This window comes from Sediminibacterium sp. GW821-FHT12F12 (assembly GCF_058806635.1).
Genome location: NZ_JBXAPW010000003.1, coordinates 467,576 through 490,267, shown reverse-complemented (window position 1 = coordinate 490,267; position 22,692 = coordinate 467,576). Strand labels below are relative to the sequence as shown.

Genomic DNA, 22,692 nt, shown 5'->3' with positions numbered 1-22,692 from the left:
ATTTATAGGCGCTAAGTCAAGTACTTTTCTTTCTTTTTACAGATGGGTATGATAATTATCATTCATCATTGTTGAAAGAAAAAATACCTTACTATGGTAAGTCAGGAATAGGAACTGATAGGCATACTCATCAAACAGGCAAGCGCACCGGTTAGCAAATGCAACACCCGTTCTGATACTAATCCATATCCACGAAAACAGGTATGTTATCCCCCCCGATTACACCTGATTGTTTTTATTACAGTTGTCTGTGATAGTATCATCTATTTCAGATGCATGCGGTTGTAAACGTGTATAGATTAGTATGAAAAGATATCGCCTTCGGTTATTAGTATATTTTTTTGCGAGCTTTTTGGTCACTACCCTGCTCATTTTATATGCGATTGAGTTTAATCGCCTGTCTGCCAGTAATAACAACAATAATAGTTCAAAAAACATCATCAACCTGATAGATCAGGTAGATGCATTCAGGGCCTCTCTCAACAGCATAGACATTACTATTAATAAATACCTGCTCACGCGTGATCCGGAAAGGCTCGAGGACATTAAGAGGGCACAGGTAAACGCAATGGCACATCTTGATAGCCTTAAACAGATCTGCAGCAGCTCTTCTGAAGGATGTACCAGTATAAACCGGCTGGATTCTCTTTATCAGAAGAGCCAGTTTTACATGACTTCCCTTTTAGAGCAACTGACCACCGCTGCAAAAAACCTGCGTAAGGATATACCGAACGAAAAAAAATACGACTCGCTCCGTCATAACATCATCCGGGAGTGTGATAATATTACAAAAACAGGCGATAATCGTTTATTGATGATTCATGATCTGTACGACAGTGAGTCTACGGATAAGTATTTGTTACTCGGGATGGTAACTTTTATTACGCTCCTGATCCTGGGTTTTATTATCTGGCGGATTTTTGTAGAACTCAGAGCCAAAGAATCGATATTAAAAAGATACCGGCTTTTTGAACAGTCGAATGAAGGACTGTTGGTTACCAATAGTGATTTTGTGGTTACTTATGCAAACAAGGCCATTGATGGGTTGCTGAAGTTGAATGGATTTGATATTATCGGTGCCCGCATTTTTGATTATATCAGTGATCTGGATGTACCGATGAATGAAGAGCTACGGTCTGAGCTCGTTAACAATCTCGCTAAAAGCGAGACCACTTATTTCGATTTTTATCACGACGCTGTGGCCAAATGGCTGCGGGTTACCATTCTGCCTTCTTTCAGTAATTATACTTTTTTTGTAAAAGATGTTACGGCTATCAAAGAAGCGGAGCAGGCAGCGTATAAGTCGAGAAGGCTGTATGAATTTATCGGAAGCTGTAACGACCTGATTTTACGGGCCAAAACCCCGGAAGCGATCTACAGTGAGATCTGTAAGATCGCTGTTGAAAAAGGTGATTTTATTTTTGGATGGGTAGGGATTCCGGATGAGTCAAAACATATGATTGAAGCGCGGTATCAGTGGAATGAAGAACAGGATTACGTGAAAGAGCTGAAAGTATCTACCCTCGACGATGCTTATGGGCAGGGACCTACTGGCAGGGCTTACAGAACGGGTAAATATTATTACTGTAATGATATTATGAACGATCCGGTGATGGCTACCTGGGCATCGCGCGCTTTGGAAAGAGGTTTCCGTTCTTCTATTGCGTTGCCGGTGAAAGCAGGAGACAAAGTGGTAAGCCTGGTTACCCTATATGCACCACGGGCTTTTTTCTTTACTGATGATGAGATCCGTTTGTTATTGCGGGTAGCAGAAAATATCAGTTTTGCCATTACGGCTTTTGAGAATAACCAGAAAAGAATAGCGGCCGAAAATGAATTGCTGAAAGTAACCCGGGCTGTTGAGCAGAGCTCTGCCTCTGTGGTTATCACCAATATCAATGGTAATATTGAATATGTAAATCCTGCCTTCACAAAACTGACGGGCTTTGAAATGGAAGAAGTGGTAGGGCAGAATCCAAACATGTTAAAAACCGGGCATACCAGCAGAGAAGAGTATGGGAAAATGTGGTATGCGATTACTCATTTCCAGACATGGGAAGGTGAGTTCCTGAATAAAAAGAAAAACGGGGAAACCTATTGGGAGCATGCTGTTATCTCACCGATATTGAATGAAAAAAAAGAGATCACCCATTTTGTAGCCGTAAAAGAAAATATAACCGAACGCAAACGGATAGAACAGGAACAGCAGCAATTACTCGACATATTTGAGAATACCAATGCCTTTGTAGCTACCTGCGATATGTCGAGAAGGTTCATTTATGCCAACAAAGCCATTCGTGATATCCTGGAAATAGACGGAGATGATATTACCCAATACATAGTCGATGATTTCAGGGGGGATGACGGGTTTAGGGTGCTTGAAGAAATGGATGTTGCTTTACAGAAGACCGGAAAATGGATCGGCGAAAATGTTTACCGGTCCAGATCAGGGAAAGAGATCCCGGTAATGCAGGTAGTGGTATTACATAAAGACCAGTCAGGAATAAATACGCAGATCTCTACTACAGCCCTTGATTTATCGAGGGTAAAAGAAACAGAGAAAGACCTGTTACGGCTGAACAGGGAACTGCGTGAGTTTTCGAGGCACCTGCAATCTGTACGGGAAGTAGAGAAGAATAAAATCCTGAGTGAAATGCATGATGAACTGGGGCAGGGGCTGGCTGCATTGATGATTGATGTATCATGGATCAAAAAACACCTGAAAGACGAAGACCCCACGCTGGTATCAAAAAAAATTGATGGGTTACTGGATGCGATCTCAGGTAATATTGATGCTTTCTCGCGCATCTATAGTTCGATGAATCCGTCTATGCTGAGCGAGCTGGGACTTCATGCATCTATCGAATACCTCATCAGTTCCTTTACCAAATCCAGCGGTATCCAGGTACGTTTTTCGTCCAATATAGAAAATGAATCGGTTCATCCCAATCAGAGCCTGGCTTTGTACCGGATTATTCAGGAAGCTCTGGCCAATATCAAACAACATGCAAGGGCCAGCCATGTAACGGTTTCGCTGATCAGGCTGGACGGTATGCTGGATCTGTCTATAGAAGATGATGGTATCGGATTTTCATCTTCGGCGGTAGATTCGGGCAACCACTACGGACTGCTGGAGATCAGGGAGAGAATCTATGCCATGAACGGAACTTTTAACCTGATAGCTGCGCCCGGTCAGGGCACTAAGTTGCAAATCCAGATTCCCTTAGAGAAACGTTAATTTTTTTTATCGCCGGTTACTCCTACATTCTAATGCAATCCTGGCGCGGAAAAGCCTATGTCATACAGTTGTCAGCTTTCCTGTAAAACGGTTTTTTAAGCCTTTTTTAATATAATTTCGCGGGGCAAATGGGAAAATTAGCCGCATTCTTACTGATACTGGTAGGGTCTACCCAATCCCCTGTTTTTGTTTACGCCCTGCAAACAAAAGCCAGGCCGGTTATTCATCTCCTGCAGGATCTTACACAGGAACAGGACCAGCAGGATCTTCCCGCTCCATCCGCTGATGATGGGCCGGATCAGTCTGACGATTACAAATTACCCCTCTGTCGTATCCAGGTTCCCGAACCTCTCTGTAAAGAGATTCCCGGTATTTCGGATCCATACCTGCTCATAGAAGTTTTGCAACAGAACTATGCGATAACCACACCACCACCCGAGTGTTAGTACGGTTCGCTTCAGTTCTCCCTGCCTGTTAAGTTTATTTTTTACCGGCCCGTTTGGGCAAAAAACCCCTAGTTATGCATAGTCGTGTACTGTATGTAAGTATTCTTAGTTGCATAGGAATGCTCTTTGTTGCCTGTTCCTCCAAACAACAACCCAGCCAAACTGCCCCTGAGAGTTTCCAGGTATTTAATCCCATTGTGATAGACACATCGTACGACAAATCTTACGTAGCAGATATCCATTCTATGCAGAACGTTGAGATCCGCGCCCGCGTAAAAGGCTTTATTGAAAAGATTTTTGTGGACGAGGGTAAACCCGTAAAAGCCGGTCAGGTACTTTTTGCCTTCAGTAACATGATGCTGAAAGAAGAATTACTCAAAGCCAATGCACAATTGAAAAATGCCGTAGCAGAGTTAAAAGTGGCAGAAGTAGAACTGAAGAACAGCCGTAATCTGGTAGAGAAAAAAGTGGTTTCAGAAACAGAACTGGAAATGGCCAAGGCCAAAAAAGAAGCCATCGAAGCAAAAATACTGGAAGCCAAAGCCGCCGTATCTATTGCAGAACTGCATATTTCCTACTCGCAGATCAAAGCGCCCTTTGATGGGGTGATTAACCGGATCCCCTATAAAGTGGGTAGCCTGGTAGATGAGGGTACCCTGCTGACCACCCTCTCCAATAACAAGGAAATGTTCGCTTATTTCAATGTATCGGAGAAAGAGTATCTGCGCTTTTCCAAATCAAATGAGCTGACCAAACAGAACAATATTTCGCTGCTGCTGGCAGATAATACCCCGTTCAAATACAAGGGAAGGATTGAAACAGCGGAAACAGAAATTGATAAAAATACCGGCAATATCGCAATCCGTGCACGGTTTGCCAATCCTGAATACCTGCTCAAACATGGCGCTACCGGTAAGATCATCCTCAACGGTGTATTGAATGATGCATTGGTGATTCCGCAGAAATCTACGTTTGAAGTGCAGGACAGGGTGAATGTTTTTGTGGTTGACAGTAAAAATAAGGTTAGAACAAGACCGGTAGAAATACTGTGGAGATTACCACACCTGTATGTGGTGGGGGCTGGACTAACTACCGGCGACAAAGTAATCTATGAAGGCGTGCAATTGGTGAAAGAGGGAGACAGTATCAACGCCAAGCCTGTTGATCTGCGCAGCCTGCTTCCACAACTTTTACCTACCAATTAATCCATCCCATGACAGCTAATTTTATACGCCGACCGATCTTATCCATTGTTATTTCGTTGTTGATCACTTTTCTCGGACTGATCTCACTCTCGCAACTGCCGGTAACCCAGTTCCCGGATATTGCGCCACCCGAAGTAACCGTAACCACCAAGTACACCGGAGCTAACGCAGAAACCTGTGTGAAAGCCGTAGTAACGCCACTGGAGCGCGCCATTAACGGCGTGCCGGGTATGTCTTATATGTCGTCTGTTTCCGGTAACGACGGATCCAGTGTGATCTCCATCATTTTTAAATCCGGGGTAGACCCTGAAGTGGCTTCGGTGAATGTACAGAACCGGGTATCTTCTGTGGTGGATGAATTACCGGAAGAAGTGATCAAAGCAGGTGTGATTGTAGAAAAAGTGCAGAACAGTATGCTGCTGTACCTGAACATTCTCAGTGAAGACAGTACCGTGGATGAAAAATTTCTCTACAACTATACAGACATTAATTTATTACCCGAGTTAAAAAGAATTGAAGGAGTTGGTTTTGCCGATATCATGGGATCCCGCGAATACTCGATGCGGATCTGGATGAATCCCGACAAAATGACCACGTACAATATTTCTACCGATGATGTGATCAAAGCATTGAAAGAGCAGAACGTAGAAGCGGCACCCGGTAAAATAGGCGAAAGCTCGGGCAAAAGGCCGGAAGCGTTGCAGTATGTATTAAAGTACACGGGTAAGTTTAACACAGAAGAACAATATGAAAATATTATCCTGAAGAGTACGGTAGATGGTGAGATCATTACGCTGAAAGATGTGGCCCAGGTAGAATTTGGTTCACAGGAATATGATGTGATCTCGAAAGAGAATGGAAAACCTTCTGCGGCCATCCTGCTCAAACAAAGGCCGGGCAGTAATGCCAGTCAGGTAATTGCCAATATCAAAAGCCGGATGGAGGAACTGTCTGCCGGTTTTCCTTCCGGTATGAAGTATACAATCAGTTACGATGTATCTGCTTTCCTCGATGCCTCTATTCACGAAGTAATTAAAACCCTGATCGAGGCCTTCCTGCTGGTGGCATTGGTGGTATTTGTGTTTCTGCAGGATTTCCGTTCCACCCTGATCCCTGCTATTGCGGTGCCGGTATCGCTGGTGGGTACTTTCTTTTTCATGCAGCTGTTTGGTTTTTCGATCAATATGATCACCCTGTTTGCATTGGTATTATCAATCGGGATCGTGGTCGATAATGCCATTGTAGTGATAGAAGCGGTACACTCCATCATGGAAGAAACCAATCTGGGTCCGCGAAAAGCCACCGAAAAAGCTATGAAGGAAATCAGCGGTGCCATTATTGCCATTACATTGGTGATGTCGGCGGTGTTTCTGCCGGTGGCGTTTCTCGAAGGTCCTACAGGCGTGTTCTACCGCCAGTTCTCTTTAACCATGGCGGTATCGATTGTGTTATCGGGTGTGGTGGCTTTAACTTTAACGCCCGCACTCTGTGCCACCATGCTCAAGAACAAACACCATGATGGTACTCATGCAAAGAAGAGCCTGTTTCAGTTTTTCTTTGATGGATTTAATAAAAAATATAATGGTGTTGCCGATAAATATAAAAAACTGATCGAAGCGATTGCCAACCGCCGCGTAGTTACCTGGCTCATCATTCTGCTGTTTTGCGGATTTACCGGATTGGTAGGAAGTGTATTACCCGGTGGCTTTATTCCTAACGAAGACCAGGCTACCATTTATGCCAATGTTACCGCACCATCCGGCGCTACCCTGGAGCGTACCGAAAAAGTAGTAGATGCCATTCAGAAAGCCGCACAGGAATTACCCGATGTGGCATCCGTATCTACCCTGGCCGGTTATAGTGTATTGTCTGAGGGCGTGGGTGCCACATTTGGAATGAACCTGATCGGTTTGAAAAAATGGGATGAGCGCGAGCGGACAGACAAAGAAGTGATTGAATTACTGAAAGACAAAACCCGCCATATCAAAGATGCCCGGATCGAATTCTTTACACCGCCACCGGTGCCGGGTTATGGTAATTCGAGTGGGTTTGAATTGCGGTTATTGGATAAAACCGGTAGAGGTGACCTGAAAAAACTGGAGTCTGTTGCCAACGATTTTGTGCGTGAGTTGAAAAAACACCCGGCTATCGGAAATGCCTTTACCACTTTTGATGCCAGTTTTCCGCAGTACCTCGTAAGTATTGATAATATCAAAGCTGCACAGAAAGGCGTGATCCTTGCAGATGTACTAAACACACTTCAGGCATTTATCGGTAGCGAGTATGCCACCAATTTCATCCGCTTTGGTCAGCTGTACCGGGTAATGATCCAGTCATCGCCCGAGTTCCGCTCAAGACCCGAAGACCTGATGCGTTTGTTTGTAAAAAACAAAATGGGCGAAATGGTGCCCGTAGCTGCTTTTCTTAAAATAGAAAAAGTATATGGTCCGGAACAGGTAACCCGTTACAATATGTATCCTTCTGCTATGGTAAACGGAGAACCCAATCCGGGATTCAGCAGCGGCCAGGCCATTGCCGCCATCCGCGAAGTAGCCAAGGACAAACTGCCGGCAGGTTTTGGTTACGACTGGGCAGGCTCCTCGCGCGATCAGGCCAATACCGGTAGTGAAGCCATATTGATTTTTGTGGTGAGTCTGCTGTTTGTGTACTTACTGTTATCAGCACAATACGAAAGTTTCCTGTTGCCCATGCCGGTGATCCTGTCATTACCAACGGGGGTATTCGGTGCCTTCTTTATGCTGTGGGCACTTGGTTTGGAAAACAATATTTATGCGCAGGTGGCCATGATTATGTTGATTGGTCTGTTGGGTAAAAATGCCATCCTGATTGTAGAGTTTGCTTCGCTGAAACACAGGGAAGGTAAAACGCCTTTGCAGGCAGCCATCGAGGGAGCGGCATCGAGGCTGCGCCCGATTCTCATGACATCCTTCGCCTTTATTGCGGGCCTGATCCCGTTGATCTTTGCCAGTGGTGCAGGTGCCATCGGTAACAAAACCATTGGTACCGCAGCAGCGGGCGGTATGCTGTTCGGAACCCTGTTCGGGGTGATCGTGATCCCGGGGATCTATGTGATTTTTTCGAAAGTGACAGATGCCATGAAGAAAACAAAAGGGAAGGAAGAAAAACCATTTACTGAGACAATCTAATCAATATGAAAAGAAATCATCTGGGTACCATCATGTTACTGGTAACAGGATTATTCCTGGGAGCCTGCAGCACACCCGCTGTTATAACGAAGAAAGCAGACATCACTTTACCAGCTACCTATCCGGGGTCTGCAGATACAGGAGTAACCGTTCTGCATTCATGGAAGAATTTTTTCACCGATACCAACCTGATAAACCTGGTAAATAAAGGGCTTACCTATAACCAGGATCTGCAGGCAGCTTTGCAACGTTTACAATCCGCGCAGGCAGAAGTGTTGCTACAGAAAGGTTTGTTATTACCCACGGTGGGTGCCAGTGTAGCCGGCAGCCTGAAAAAATTTGGTCTGTACACCATGGATGGCGCGGGTAATATTGTGACGGAGATAACACCCGGTAAACTTATTCCCATCAATCTGCCCGATTATTTTATGGGCATACAAACCAGTTGGGAAATAGATGTATGGGGTAAACTGAAAAACAGGAAAAAAGCGGCAGTGGCCCGTTATATGGCCAGCGTAGAAGGAAAGAACCTGCTTACTACGCAGATCGTTTCGGCCATTGCTGCCAGTTACTATGAATTGCTGGCCATAGATCATACCATCAAAATCATTGATGAAACCATTCTGCTGCAGGAAAAAGCCTATGAGCTGGTAAAAGCGCAGAAAGAATTTGCGGCATCCAATGAGCTGGCGGTAAAACAGTTTGAGTCGCGCTTATTAAACCTGCGCGGGTTCAGGGTTGATCTGCAGCAACAAACGCGGCAGGTAGAAAATGCCCTACATATCCTTACCGGCACATTACCGGGAGAAATCAAAAGGGAACAACAGTTTTTTGAAGCCAGATTCCCGGGCATGATCAGTACCGGTGTACCAGCTGCACTGTTGCAGAACCGGCCCGATATACGCCAGGCCGAATGGAATGTACTGGCCACCAATGCAGAATTACAGGCTGCCCGTGCGGCTTTTTATCCTTCAGTAGCCATCAATGGCTCATTCGGTTTTCAGGCTTTTAAACCCGATCTGTTATTGCGCACACCCGAATCAATGGCGTATGGTTTGCTCGGCGGACTAACCGCACCCCTTATTAACCGCACCGCATTGAAAGCTAATTTTCAGAAAGCCAATGCCGGACAATTAGAAGCCTATTATCAATACCAGAAAACCATCCTTACGGGATATGTGGAAGTGTATAATGAAATGCTGCGGGTAAAAAACCTGGAACAGGTATTTGAACTGAAGAACAAAGAAGTAGCTTCTTTATCTCAATCCATTGATATTGCTGAATTACTTTTTAAAGCAGGACGTGCCACTTACCTGGAAGTGCTGTTAACACAGCAGAACGCATTACAGGCAAAACTGGAACTGGTAGAAACCAAAAAGAAACAGTTTCAAACCACTGTGAATCTTTATAAAACATTGGGTGGTGGCTGGCAGTAATGCCTTATAAACAATGAATGATTGTAGGAACCCGGCAACGAATAGCCGGGTTCTTTTTTTGAATAGATTTTTATGTGTTCCGGGATACATGATTCTATCACTAAGATAACGGACGTATTCTGCTATATTTGGTAAATCTCTACAGGTAAACTTCCGGCTATGCAGTTTAACACATGGGAATTCGGCTATTTTGCGCTGGGCATACTTGTATTGTATTGGCTGTTCTATCAAAAAACGGCGATACAGAACCTGCTTTTACTGGCAGGCAGCTATTATTTCTACAGCCGTTTACACGTGCTGTTTCCTGTGTATTTATTGGCACTCACCGCGGTCGGATTTCTGGTGGGGCTGGCTATCTCCCAGGCAACACTGTACCGTAAAACATGGTTGGTGGCAGGGATAGTGCTTTTATCGTCCTGTATCATTATTCTCAAATACGCCAATTTCGGGATCAGTACTATTAATTCATTAGGTGCAGATATTGGTTTACTAAAACTGCTGGTACCCGTGGGACTGAGCTTTTATACTTTCAGTTCCATCGGTTATATCACGGATGTTTATAGAAAACATATCACTGCAGAAACGAATCCTGTTACCTATGGTGCTTATATCAGTTTCTTCCCGCATCTGTTGGCAGGCCCTATTCCGGCAGCTACTGTTGTGCTGCCGCAGTTCAGGCAAAAACGTGTATTCGAACTAACCCGGCTGGAACCAGCCGTACAACAAATTGTTTGGGGCTTGTTTAAGAAAATGGTGATAGCCGACAATATCAGCATACCGGTGAATTATTGTTTTGCCCATACCGATTCGCTGAACAGTTTCTCTTTATACCTGGGTATTGTATTGTTCAGTTTTCAGATCTATGCAGATTTCTCAGCTTATTCAGAAATAGCCCGCGGTGTGGCTTCCTTATTTGGTATTGATCTGTTTGCCAATTTCAAATACCCATTGCTTAGCCGTAACCCGGCAGAATTCTGGCGGCGCTGGCATACTTCTCTCAATAAATGGCTTACCGATTATTTGTACCTGCCCCTTGGCGGAAGAACCAGTAATCGGTTGCGTTATACGGCTGTATTACTTTTTATTTTTCTCTTTAGTGGATTATGGCATGGCGCCAACTGGACTTTTGTATTATGGGGCCTGCTGAACGGACTCTATTTTCTGCCCTATTATTTTACCGGGCGACTGGTCCGTTACAAAGAACCACCTAATCCGGGCAGGTGGCTGCCAACCACATTTGTGTTCCTGAATATCCTGCTCACTTTTCACCTGATCACGTTCAGTCGTATCCTGTTCAAGTCGTCCACTTTAGCACAGGCATGGAGTTATGCCAAAAGTCTTGCTACCAACCATAGCTTTAGCATGCCGCCGGCTTTCCTTTTTAATCATTTACACTGGTGTGTATTATTGGTTGTGCTGGAATGGATACAGCGTTCCCGTAATCATGCGCTGGATCTGAAGGCACCGGTATGGATCCGATATGCTGCGTATGTATTGGTTTTATTACTGGTAGTGCTATATCACAAATCTTTATCTTTACAGGAGTATTATTATTTTCGGTTTTAATCTTTTACAGCTATGAGAAAATTATTATTGGCAGTATCTTTTTTCAGTTTACTGCATGCTGGCTGTGAAGAGAAAAAAACAGAAACGACTGTTTCAGCTGATGTTAATCAGGAAAGAGAAGAACTGTTGAAAACCTATAGCCAGGTACCCGATGCATCGGCCATACTGCAGGCAGGTGATACTGGTAAGGCTGTGTATGACCTCTGTAAGCAACGTTATGCAGACCAGTTAAACGCCCTGAAAAAGGAAGCAGAAGCCATTGGTGCCAAACTCATTGTTACCATACTTTCTCCTGAGATTGGCGAATCTGTTACCAAAAGTACCCGCGAGGGAATTCCTTTTATTATGGAAACGGCTGCCGGGCTTGGATTGGAAGCCTACGATCTTACTACACCGCTGGCCGGGTATACGGCTAAACAGATTACACAGATGCCATTGGATGGTCACTGGTCTGCAGAGGGTTCTAAAATTGTAGCGGCTTTGTACCAGCCGGTTATTGCTGCGGCTAAAGGTGTCAGGTCTACCAAAACTTTTACCGATGCAGAAAGACGCGCTACCTTCGGCGATCTGGATCCCAACCAGGATGTAGCGTTGGATGGCGGTAAAAATATTCCTTACCAGCTCGTTACCAATAGCCAGGGATTAAGAATGAAAACAGCACTTGTTTTTCCGAAAACCAAACAACGTGTGTTATTGCTGGGCGATTCGCAGGTATATTCTCCTTTCCTGGATAATGATCAGATCTTCACCAGTCTGCTGCAGCAACAGTTCCCTGATACTGAGATCATGAATGCCGGCGTGATTGGATATACGCTGGATGACTGTACAGGACTACTTGCAGAAAAAGCAAAATACAGCGAACCGGATCTGATTATATTGGTAACCAACCCCAACGATATCGGCGACTTTTATTTTACCCAGCGTAACCGTATGGCAAGGTCTAAAAAAACCTTTACACCTACTTCCACCGAAATCGCTCTTTATCAGCAGCTTTTCGGCGAAAAGAAATAAGTTGCTGCGTAGAACACAAACCGCGTTTTGCTTTTACAGATACTTTTCTGCAAAAAAGAATTTCAACTGCTGATTATCCTGCCTGAGTTAACATATTAAATGTTTCAGTATATATTCCGGAAGAACTTTTTTCTGTAGGCTTTACTTTGTATGAATAAAACATTCGACTGCTGGTAAGCCGATGGTTATTGCTATGTGATAACCATCGCTTTACGGCAGTTTTATTTTGTAAAGTAAGCAACTATGGAAGTAAAGATGTACACAGGTAAACAGAACAGGCACAGGAAAAGTAAAGAATGGATAAGGGCTGTCAGGTCAAAGACTTTCTGGTTTCTCTTTTGCTGTTTCCTTACAGTAGCGGGTTCTGCACAGAAGCAGGTCCGTTTTTCTATTAATACCCAGCAGGCACGCAAGGCAATCAGTCCGCTGATTTATGGTACCAACGATCCCTACGATCGGGCGGGCTCTCTGCGTTTGGGCGGTAACCGCTTATCGAGTTATAACTGGGAGAGTAATGCCTCCAATGCAGGGCGCGACTGGATTCATTCCAGTGATAATTATGTTCCCTGGACGCAGCGGGTGCCTGAAAATGAATATGATTCTACAGGATCATCGCTGCGTTATTTTCAGAACCGGGCTTTATCACAAAATGCCTATTCCCTGCTTACCCTGCCCATGGCTAAATATGTAGCAGGGGATAAGTTCGGCGCGGTTCCTGAAACAGAAGCGGCACCATCGGCCCGCTGGGCAAAAGTGCTTCACCGCAAACCGGCAGATAAACTGCCCCTGCAACTGAAACCGGATCTGACAGATGGTACCGTGTATACTGAAGAAGAAGTAAACTTTATGCTTCATCATTTCGGGAAAAGTAATACGGCCACCGGTGTAAAGGCCTATTCGCTGGATAATGAACCCGGATTGTGGTTTGATACACATAGCCGTATGTTTGGACACACTAATGTATCTGTGAAGTATCTGATGGATCAGTCATTCCAGGTGGCAGAAATGGTGAAAGAAAAAGATCCTACCGCAGAGATCTATGGCCCCGCTTCCTGGGGTGTATCTGAATTTGAGAACCTGCAGTTTGCGCCGGATTGGGATGTGGAGAAAGGTCCTTACAGCACTTTTATAGATCTCTACCTGGCCCGTATGAAACAAAGGGGCGAATATCTGAACAAACGTTTACTGGATGTACTCGATCTGCACTGGTATCCGCAAACCAATAACGATGGCATTGCCCCTTTCAGCGATAATACCGACTATGCCACCAACGCAGTAAGAATGGCCATGCCAAGATCGTTATGGGATTCTACCTATATCGAAAATACCTGGATCGGCGCAGATCCGTATAAAGTGCAGCAGTTCCTGCCCTTTATTCCCAAAATCAATCAACATATCAATACCTACTATCCCGGAACCAAATTCGCTATCACCGAATACAGTTATATGGGAGCAGGCCATGTGTCGGGCGGTATTGCGCAGGCCGATGCATTGGGCATTTTCGGCAAACAGGGATTATATATGGCTACCTATTGGGGAGCGATCAGCGGTTTTGTTAAATCAGGTTTTGATATTTACCGCAACTACGATGGCAAAGGAGGCAGTTTTGGTAATGTATCGGTTGCCTCTGAAACCAATGATATTGTAAACAGCTCTGTATATGCTTCCATTACGGATAGTGATGAAAGCAAACTGCATACCATTGCCATGAACAAAAGCCAGGACGAATCCCTGGTAGCAACTATTACGGTTCAGGGCAGCAAACAATATAAAAGCGCAAGGGTATGGGCTTTCGATAACAGTACCGAAACCCTGCGGCAGTTAAAGAATATCCGTGTTATCAATAACAACACATTCGAGTACACGATCCCGGCATTAACCGTTTGCCATTTTCTATTAACAGAAGAAGACCTCTCTGTTTACCCTGATATTGATGAAGCTAAAGCAGAACCGGCCGCAGGTTATTCTGATGGTACGGCTTCTTTGGTACTTACAGCAAAAGTGTCCGATGGTAATCATAACCTGGCAAAAGTTACGGCCGACCTGAGTGGAGTAGGAGGCAGTGCAACAGCGGCACTCGCGCAAAGTGCTACCGATACTACTTTATATACCTTGTCATATCCGGTGCCGGTGGGTACTGCTTCGGGACTGAAATTTATCAAGATAGTAGCTACCGATGCTACCAGCTTAACGGCAGAAGCAACGGTAACCTATCGTGTTATCAAAAAAACAAGTTCTTCGCTGATCTGGGATGGAGATTCCATTACCAGGGGGGTTGGCCAGGCTTTTTACGATGGCAAAGATTCCAATATTCCGCAGATCAAAGTGCAGCGCGAGAGTACGGGTGGTAACACGGCTCCGGGTAGTCTGTATATGCATTTTAAACATGATCCCAATCTGTACAATGTAATGACCTGGCGTTTATCTAATGCAGATAACCCGGCCGATGCGGTTGATATCAGCGATTATGGAGCACTGGAATTTTATATCCGCTCCAACGCACCTGCCGGTTCAGATATTGAAGTGAGTATGAGAGATGCAACAGCACAGCTGGCCACTTCTGCGGGCATTTACCTGAAACAGAACGGCTATATCGCTTCATTCAGCAAAGATGCTTTTACCAAAGTAAGAATTCCTTTATCGGTATTTACAACCGGTTCCAATGTATCGTTGAACGAGATCTGGCAGTTTAACTTTCACTCCAATACAGCCGCAACCGGATTTGATGTTTGGGTAGATGATATCCGGGTAGTACCTTATTCACATCCTGTTTACCAGCCGGTAATTTCGGAAGCAACGGTTACACCCGCTTCAGGTTATGCGGATGGTAAAACAACCTATACCGTATCGGCCAAAGTAACCGATCCGGATAATAACCTGCAAACGGTTACGGTAGATCTTTCTGCCATCAATGGACCTAATAACCAGCCGATGCAGTTAGTAAATGGCCTGTATACATTTACCGGTACCATTCCTGCTACGGTATTGTATGGTAAAAAACTGCTGCGTATTTCGGCAACCGACCAGCATGAAAATGCAACAGATAAAGCCGTTAGCTTCCAGGTATACGAAAAAGCTTCTGACCTGGTGTTATGGGATGGCGATAGTGTGAATACTGGTAGTGGCATTACAGTAAATACCGCTACTACTATTAAAATTGATTCTACTGGAGGTAAAACAGCACCACTTAGTATGAAAATACATCTTGATATGGCAGACAACGGATTTGCTTCTGCGCATTGGGATTGGAACGAAGGCACATCGGATACGCAACTGAAAGATCTCAGTCGGAAAGGATATGTGAAGTTTTACCTGAAAGTAAATCAACCTACGCCCAATTTTGATCTGGATGTATTTATGAAAGACCGCTTCGGCCGTTTTTCCAGTGGTGTTAAACTGAAAGCAGAAGGATATGTTAGTTCGTTTACCGGCGATTACCAGCTGATCCGGATCCCAATGGAAAAAATCTGGGGTAACAGTGAAGTAGACAGACAGCAGATGGCCCGCCTGGGTGTATTGGCTGTGCAACTGCCCCAACAGGGTGTTGATATTGTAATCGATGATATCATTGCAGGCGGAAGTAATGTAGCAGAAGTAACATTCGATACTACTAATGCCAAATGTGGTGCTGATGGAAGTATTACGGTCGCTGGTGTAAACGGATCACTGATCAATTATACTTTCTTTATTAACGGCCAGCCCAATCCGGCCGGTATTAACCAACCGAAGTTTTCGGCATTAGCAGCTGGCACGTATGAGATCAGGATTGAAGGGCCACAAAATTTTGTATACGTAGAAAATATCACGGTAGGTGGTTCTGCACAGGGAATTACTGTAGCCGGAACCAGCACGGCCACTGCTATCGATATCACAGTAGCGGGCGGAAGCGGTCAGTACAGCTATCGCTGGTCAAACAATGCGGTATCAGAAGATCTCTCAGGACTGGCAGCAGGTACATACACTGTAACCGTTACTGATCAGCAAACGGGTTGTACGGCTGTGTTCGTTGCTACGGTTGCGGGTGCAGCTACCAAACCCGGTGCCGAGGTGTCGGTAACAGATGCAGCCTGTGGACCTAACGGAAAAATACTTGTACACAGCATCACCGGCTCTGCGGGCAACCATCGCTTTTATATTAACGGCAAAGCCAATCCTGCGGGCATAGACAGTGCCGCATTTACCAACCTGAAACCGGGTACCTATACTATCCGTGTAGAAGGCGATGGCGGTTTTAGCTGGAGTAAAAAAGTAACGGTGGCAGGCATTGGCAAGACCTTACAGCTTATCGGAAATGTGAAATATGACAATATCGATATCACGGTAAGAAACGGAAGCGGTATTTATATTTACCAATGGTCTGAAGGATCTACTACCCAGGATCTGAAAAAAGTACCCGATGGTAAGTATACCGTACTGGTAACCGATGCGGCTACACAATGTACGGCCAGTGCCACTTTTACCATATTAATACCTGGTATGGAATTGGCGGCTACCGATGCGCATTGCACACCCGATGGAACCATTACCGTAACCAGTGTAAAAGGAGCAACGGGTAATTACCGCTATTACATCAATAACCAACCCAATCCGGCGGGTATCACTAACCCGGTATTTACCGGTTTAAAACCTTCTACCTATACCATCAAGGCAGAAGCGGGTAATAATTTTAAAATCACCAAAAAGATCAGTGTAGAAGGTTCGGCAACAGCACCCATCGTAACCGCTGTTTGCAACCGTGAGAATATTAACCTTACCGTGAAAGGTGGAAGTGGGATCTATACCTATGCATGGTCCGAAGGATCTACCACGCAGAACCTGTGGAAAGTAGTACCTGGTAAATATTCGGTACTGGTAACAGACCTCGTAACCCAGTGCACCACTACTTTCGCTGTTGATCTGAGCAGCTATGCAGAAACCGTAACGGAAGATCTGCTGGTCATTTATCCAAACCCGGTTAAAACAGGCGGCCAGTTAAAAGTGAAGTATACTTTTACCGGTAAAACCATGCAGAAGCTGGTGCTGAAAGATCATTTCGGGGTAGTATTATTCAGTAAAAACCTATCGGCTAAAACCGGCGAAGTGTACATTCCCATGCAGAACATTAAACCAGGTATGTATGCGGTTATTCTGCAGGGCACACAGCAGTTATCGCGCCAGGTAATTGTAGAATAAGCGATGAGGTATACCATAATCGATAATACAAACAAAGGGGTTCTAACATAACCCCTTTGTTCATTTTGCCACCTGTCACAATTTGTTTTTTGAATGAATCGGGTATATCTATATTGATTCTGCGTTCGATTACGAGGATGCATGCTAAACAAATCCATATGAAAAAAGGATCTTGCCTGTTTTTTATTTTAATACTGGGATGCACTTGCCAAACCATATTGGCAAAACCAATCGCTGATACCGTAACTGGTTCGTTCGTATTACCAGCCCCCTCCGGTAAATATGGCGTGGGTCGTTCATTGGTGTACCTGCGCGATGCATCGAGGAGTAAAAGAGAAGTTCCTGTATTTATCTATTATCCCACTGCCCAAACAAACTTTGAGAATCTGATTGTTCCTACGGATGAGTGGAGAAAAGAGTACCTGCCGGTGCTAACAAGAAAACTGGGAGCTATTGCTGCAACAGCCATCGTAAACGGAAGGGCTTTTTTTACAAACGATGCTCCTGCTATCTCCCTCAAACAGAAATTTCCATTGATCCTGTTTTCGCATGGAATGGGCTGGTCAACACTTGAATATAGTTTTGTGCTGCAGGAACTGGCCAGTGCGGGTTATGTGGTGGCAGCTGTGAATTCTTATCCGGTGGCTCCTCTATTACAGGCAGAAGATGGCTCTTTTGTAAACGGAGATTATGCGGGCGATAAGTATTACCTGCTAACGCAGGATCTGACTTTTGTGTTAAAAGAGATCATGCAGCAACAAGGCAAATTGCATCCGGTGCTGGATCGGGTAGATCCTGATAAAACAGCCATGGCAGGGCATTCGATGGGTGGCGCAGCCGCTTTACTGGCCGCTTCATTTGGTACCGGTTTTGCCGCTTCTGTGAATTTTGATGGCGATTTGATGGAGGCCAGTAACAAAGCGGCACCCAAGGGCGCCGTTCTTTTCCTGAACCAGCTGCCAGCCGAAATGAAAGATAAATCCTTCGATGATTTACAAACAGACAGTAGGGTAGGCTGGCGTTACAAACAGATGGCCAAAACGGCCGGTCTTTCAACCAGTGGCCTGTATATTTCTATCCAGGGGATGTATCATTCCAATTTCCAGGATTATGCTTTGCTGCCCGAAAATTGGATTCCGGAAAATATCCGGAAAATAAGACTGGGCCCCATCAATGGCGAAAAATGTCTCCGGCTGATTACAGCTACTACGCTTGCCTTTTTTAATGAAACATTACGGGGCGAAAAAGCAGATTGGAACCAGCTAAGCCAGCAGCATGCTGAATGGAGATTGATAACGCTGCAATAAAAGAAAGGCTTTCTCGCAGAGAAAGCCTTTCTTTTGTCGGTGAACCTATCGGTCGGTTATCCCTGTTTTCGCACATATTTTGTCAGGATCACAATGGTCTGTCCCTCAATTTTTCCTTCTATCTGTTCTGTATTATCGGGCACCAGGCGGATATTTTTTACTACTGTACCCATTTTAGCGTTCAGGGTAGAGCCTTTTACATCCAGCGATTTGGTAAGAACGATCGTGTCGCCCTGTGATAGTACGGCGCCATTTACGTCTTTGTGCAGGTCCACACTGCCATCACTTTCATGATCGCCGGTGGCTTTGGCCCATGCCAGTTTTTCATCGTCGAGGTACAGCATATCCAGCTGGTCTGCTGCCCAGCTTTCGGTACGCAGGCGGTTCAGCATGCGCCAGGCTGTTACCTGTACCGCGGGAACTTCGCTCCACATAGAAGTAGTTAAACACTGCCAATGTGTTTGGTCCAGTTCCGCTTTTTTATCAATCTGGTTGCGGCAGGTTTTACAGGCTATCAGGCAATTTTCTTCGTTGCTATTATCCTGCGGCTGCACTTCGTACACCTCGATCTCACCTGTTGATCCGCATAATTCGCATTTGTTTTCACTCCTGCTGAGCAGGGCCGCTTCCAGTTTCATCTTGTATGAATTTGGGCCGCAAGGTAAAAAAACTATTTCAGTCTGGCGAGCTTTTATCAGATCCGCACAAAATAATGGGCCCGGAATCAGGGAACCGGGGTGGCGGAGAATGACAAATGTCATAGGCATTGGCAGGGGGCAGTACTATCTTTAGTGTACAATAAAACCAGTTTTATGGCAACGAAAACAAAAAGCCCCATCCATTGCGCTATATGGATCGATCATAAAAAAGCCATTATTGTCAGAAGAGAAGGTGCTGCTTTTATGGCTGCAGAAGTATTGCTTTCTGACAGCGCTTCACATCAGAGATTCAAGGGAGAAGGTTCCTCCAAAACCGGTTTGTTCGGTACCACCCTCAATAACAAAGAAAAGGAACAACACCGCGAGCATGAGATCCTGGGTCATTTCTATAAAAAAGTGATCACACATATTCCTGCAACCGTCGCTTTCCTGTTACTGGCTGGTCCGGCAGAGGCCAAATATGAACTGCACAAAGTGCTGGGTAAGAAAAAAGCATTGGCGCATGTACCTACAGAAATCAAAACCACCGGTAAAATCAAAGCAGAAGAACTGGGGGCCTTACTCCAGGAAAGAATGAAAGTAAAAGTGCTCTGATAAAAACCCCCTCTTTAACTCTTTTTCTCTTTAGCTCTTAGTGAAACATCCTCCATCTCCCTCACAATGTTTATAGTGCAGAAGGTTTCACTAAGAGTGGGTAAGTGAGAAAGAGGATAAAAGAATTCGTTGCTAAGTAGTAATTGAGTAGAACCAATTATGCCCTTGGCCTTTGTGTGGTATCCGTTATAACAACTTCATCCCATAATGCCCCAGCGTGGTAAACAGGGCACATCGAACTATTACACCCAGACTGCACCATAAAACCATTTTGTTAACCGGCACATTAAAACCCACTCCTACGCCAATACTGATGGGTGCGCCCACCGTCATAGTGCCCAGGAAGCCGAGCCCTACCACACCATATTTTTCCCAGATGCGGATGATCATACCTGATCGCGGTTTTACTGCCACTTCTTTCTTTTTCTTATACCGGTTAATCAGTTTGCGGGTCTGGTTGCCGAGGTAGGCTGCGGCAAATACCCCGATCAATCCACCTACCGTACTTGCCACACCAATGATCCATGCCGGTAAAGCAAAAGCGAAACCAGCCGGAATAGCAGCGTATACTTCAAATGTGGCCAGTCCGGCAACGGTCAGGATCTTGAGGGTCATAGTGTAAACGATTGGGTGCCGAAGATAGCGGATAACCCGCTTAGTTCTTCCTACTGGGTAGCAGCCTTACACACTTTAACATTACGGTACGGATATCAAAAAACCATGTACGTTGGGTGGTAAATGCCCGGTAAGATGGGAACTGTTATGCAACCAGAAACTGCATCATTTCCTGTATGGATTGATAGATCGCAGCAGCTTCTGCATATAATTCCTTATTGTGTTGGATCGATTCCATGGCCGGTTCCATATTCATGGTAGATACAATGGTTTTACCATTTTCTTCATACACGGCTATCCGGCAGGGCATAAATATGGCAAAGGATGGATTCACAGCCAGCATTTTAGAAGCCATAGGCGCCCGGCAGATCTCAAACACAAATACTTCGCGCTTTATGGGAAAACCCTTTCCTGCCAGGATCTCGGAAAAGTTATAACTGTGCAGTACAGAAAATTTGAACTGTTCACTAGCGGCACTCACCTGCGAAACGGTTTCGCCCACAGATTTTGAACTGCTGATCTGGTAGGTAAATTGAACAGGTGGCGTTTGGTTGGTGGCAGGTGTTGGGTGCATGGGATATTTTTTGCTAAGCTACCATTGTACCAGACCGTTTATTGTAACATTTGTTACAATTCGGGGTAACTGCGGTCCCTATCAGTCCCGGGAATGACAAATGTCATACCGGTATCGTAACTGAAACAATACATTTGTTTGCCATACAAAGCAGATCAACTGAATTATAACTCATTTTTTATTAAAAAGTGTACCTATGAAGTTCATCCTAACCACCGCACTGTTTTTTTGTGCAGCCTTCTCTTTGGCGCAAGTCAAAAAAACACCACCATCACATCCGGCCGCATATACCGGTAAAACAGTAACGGTGTATACAACCGCTGCCAATACCAACCTGCGTTTATCGCAAACAGATCAGGTGGTATTTAAAGAACTGGCCCAGCCAACAGAAGGGGAGATCAGTGTATTTGTTGATCCTGGTAAAACCTTTCAGTCGTTTATGGGAATCGGCGCTGCTTTAACCGATGCCAGTGCCGAAACATTTGCCAAACTTTCTAAAGAAAAACAGGAAGAATTTCTGACGGCTTATTACGATGTGTCAAAAGGTATCGGTTATACCCTGGCCCGCACCAATATACACAGCTGCGATTTCAGTAGCGGCAGTTATACCTATGTAACGGAAGGTGATGCGGCTTTAACTTCTTTCAATATTGAGCACGACCGGCAGTTCCGTATTCCCTTTATCAAAAAAGTGATCGCAGCTGCAGGGGGTAAGATCACTACCTATGCCAGCCCCTGGAGTCCGCCGGCATTTATGAAATCGAATAAAAGCATGTTACGCGGCGGCAAGTTATTGCCGGAATACAGGCAGAGCTGGGCCAACTATTATACCAAATTCATCAAAGCCTATGAAAAAGAAGGGATCCCTATCTGGGGTATCACTATTCAGAACGAACCCATGGCTACACAAAAATGGGAGTCCTGCATTTTTACTGCCGAAGAAGAAAGGGATTTCCTGAAGCAATACCTGGGCCCAACCATGGCACGTGAAGGACTGGCTGATAAAAAGATCGTGGTGTGGGACCATAACCGCGACCTGATGTTTCACCGCGCCAACGTGATCTTTGATGACCCCGATGCAGCAAAATATGCCTGGGGTATGGGTTTTCACTGGTATGAAGACTGGAGCGGCGGATTGCCCATGTACGAGAATGTGGGCCTGGTAAACAAAGCGTATCCCAATAAACATTTACTGTTTACAGAAGGTTGTGCCGAAAGTTTTGACGCCACCCGTTACCAGTTCTGGGGCCTGGGCGAGGAATACGGCCGTTCTATGATCAATGATTTTAACAACGGGTCTGTGGGCTGGACCGACTGGAATATTTTACTCGATGAAAAAGGTGGTCCCAACCATGTAGGTAATTTTTGTTTTGCACCGGTACATGCCAATACACAGGATGGCAGTTTAATCTATACCAACTCCTACTACTATATCGGGCATTTTTCCAAATTCATCCGCCTGGGTGCCAAAAGAGTGGGCAGTGCAGCCAGCAGAAGCCAGCTCTTAACTACTTCCTTTATCAATACCAACGGAAAAATGGCGGTCATAGTGATGAACCAGAGCAATCAAAAAATCGACTATAATTTATGTGTTGGAAAAAATGCAGCAGTGCTTTCTATTCTGCCGCATGCCATTCAGACCCTCGTATTCTAGCATGCCTCTGCTGTACAAAAAAGCGCCCTACACTTTGCAGGGCGCTTT

14 protein-coding genes are annotated in these 22,692 nt (G+C 45.0%); 11 read left to right on the top strand and 3 right to left on the bottom strand.

Annotated features, from left to right (window positions below; all coding sequences use genetic code 11):
- Positions 1–304 precede the first annotated feature (304 nt).
- From AC1RNB_RS07250 to AC1RNB_RS07210, 9 genes are all read left to right on the top strand, one after another.
- A complete protein-coding gene (locus AC1RNB_RS07250; protein WP_493081984.1) occupies positions 305–3,238 on the top strand; it encodes a PAS domain S-box protein in 2,934 nt (977 codons plus the stop codon).
- 128 nt (positions 3,239–3,366) lie between these two features.
- Positions 3,367–3,684: a hypothetical protein gene (locus AC1RNB_RS07245; protein WP_493081982.1), complete on the top strand. Its 318-nt coding sequence runs from the start codon at positions 3,367–3,369 to the stop codon at positions 3,682–3,684.
- A 74-nt stretch (positions 3,685–3,758) separates the two neighbouring features.
- On the top strand, positions 3,759–4,889 hold the full coding sequence (locus tag AC1RNB_RS07240) for an efflux RND transporter periplasmic adaptor subunit (RefSeq protein WP_493081981.1): 1,131 nt from the start codon (positions 3,759–3,761) through the stop codon (positions 4,887–4,889).
- Positions 4,890–4,897: 8 nt separating this feature from the next.
- Positions 4,898–8,056, top strand: coding sequence for an efflux RND transporter permease subunit (locus AC1RNB_RS07235; RefSeq protein ID WP_493081980.1), 3,159 nt, complete (start codon positions 4,898–4,900; stop codon positions 8,054–8,056).
- 5 nt (positions 8,057–8,061) lie between these two features.
- Positions 8,062–9,492 carry a TolC family protein gene (locus AC1RNB_RS07230; RefSeq protein WP_493081979.1) on the top strand — a complete coding sequence of 477 codons (1,431 nt, stop codon included), beginning with the start codon at positions 8,062–8,064 and terminating at the stop codon, positions 9,490–9,492.
- 159 nt (positions 9,493–9,651) lie between these two features.
- On the top strand, positions 9,652–11,058 hold the full coding sequence (locus AC1RNB_RS07225; protein ID WP_493081977.1) for an MBOAT family O-acyltransferase: 1,407 nt from the start codon (positions 9,652–9,654) through the stop codon (positions 11,056–11,058).
- A 12-nt stretch (positions 11,059–11,070) separates the two neighbouring features.
- Entirely contained in the window at positions 11,071–12,069 is a 999-nt protein-coding gene (locus AC1RNB_RS07220; protein WP_493081976.1) for an SGNH/GDSL hydrolase family protein, read from the top strand.
- A 243-nt stretch (positions 12,070–12,312) separates the two neighbouring features.
- A complete protein-coding gene (locus AC1RNB_RS07215) occupies positions 12,313–17,241 on the top strand; it encodes a glycoside hydrolase family 44 protein (protein WP_493081974.1) in 4,929 nt (1,642 codons plus the stop codon).
- A gap of 158 nt (positions 17,242–17,399) precedes the next feature.
- On the top strand, positions 17,400–18,548 hold the full coding sequence (locus AC1RNB_RS07210) for an alpha/beta hydrolase family protein (protein ID WP_493081972.1): 1,149 nt from the start codon (positions 17,400–17,402) through the stop codon (positions 18,546–18,548).
- 56 nt (positions 18,549–18,604) lie between these two features.
- Here AC1RNB_RS07210 and AC1RNB_RS07205 read toward each other — a convergent pair whose 3' ends face one another.
- A complete protein-coding gene (locus tag AC1RNB_RS07205) occupies positions 18,605–19,186 on the bottom strand; it encodes a PhnA domain-containing protein (RefSeq protein WP_493081970.1) in 582 nt (193 codons plus the stop codon).
- Positions 19,187–19,360: 174 nt separating this feature from the next.
- On the opposite strand from AC1RNB_RS07205, the gene AC1RNB_RS07200 reads away from it, so the two are divergent.
- On the top strand, positions 19,361–19,801 hold the full coding sequence (locus AC1RNB_RS07200; protein ID WP_493081968.1) for a hypothetical protein: 441 nt from the start codon (positions 19,361–19,363) through the stop codon (positions 19,799–19,801).
- A gap of 186 nt (positions 19,802–19,987) precedes the next feature.
- On the opposite strand, the gene AC1RNB_RS07195 is transcribed toward AC1RNB_RS07200, so the two are convergent.
- Both AC1RNB_RS07195 and AC1RNB_RS07190 read right to left on the bottom strand, forming a co-directional pair.
- Positions 19,988–20,416, bottom strand: a complete 429-nt coding sequence (locus AC1RNB_RS07195; RefSeq protein ID WP_493081966.1) for a hypothetical protein — start codon at positions 20,414–20,416, stop codon at positions 19,988–19,990.
- Positions 20,417–20,561: 145 nt separating this feature from the next.
- Positions 20,562–20,990 carry a DUF302 domain-containing protein gene (locus AC1RNB_RS07190; RefSeq protein WP_493081964.1) on the bottom strand — a complete coding sequence of 143 codons (429 nt, stop codon included), beginning with the start codon at positions 20,988–20,990 and terminating at the stop codon, positions 20,562–20,564.
- Between the two features lie 196 nt (positions 20,991–21,186).
- On the opposite strand from AC1RNB_RS07190, the gene AC1RNB_RS07185 reads away from it, so the two are divergent.
- Entirely contained in the window at positions 21,187–22,644 is a 1,458-nt protein-coding gene (locus tag AC1RNB_RS07185) for a glycoside hydrolase family 30 protein (protein WP_493081962.1), read from the top strand.
- Positions 22,645–22,692 lie beyond the last annotated feature (48 nt).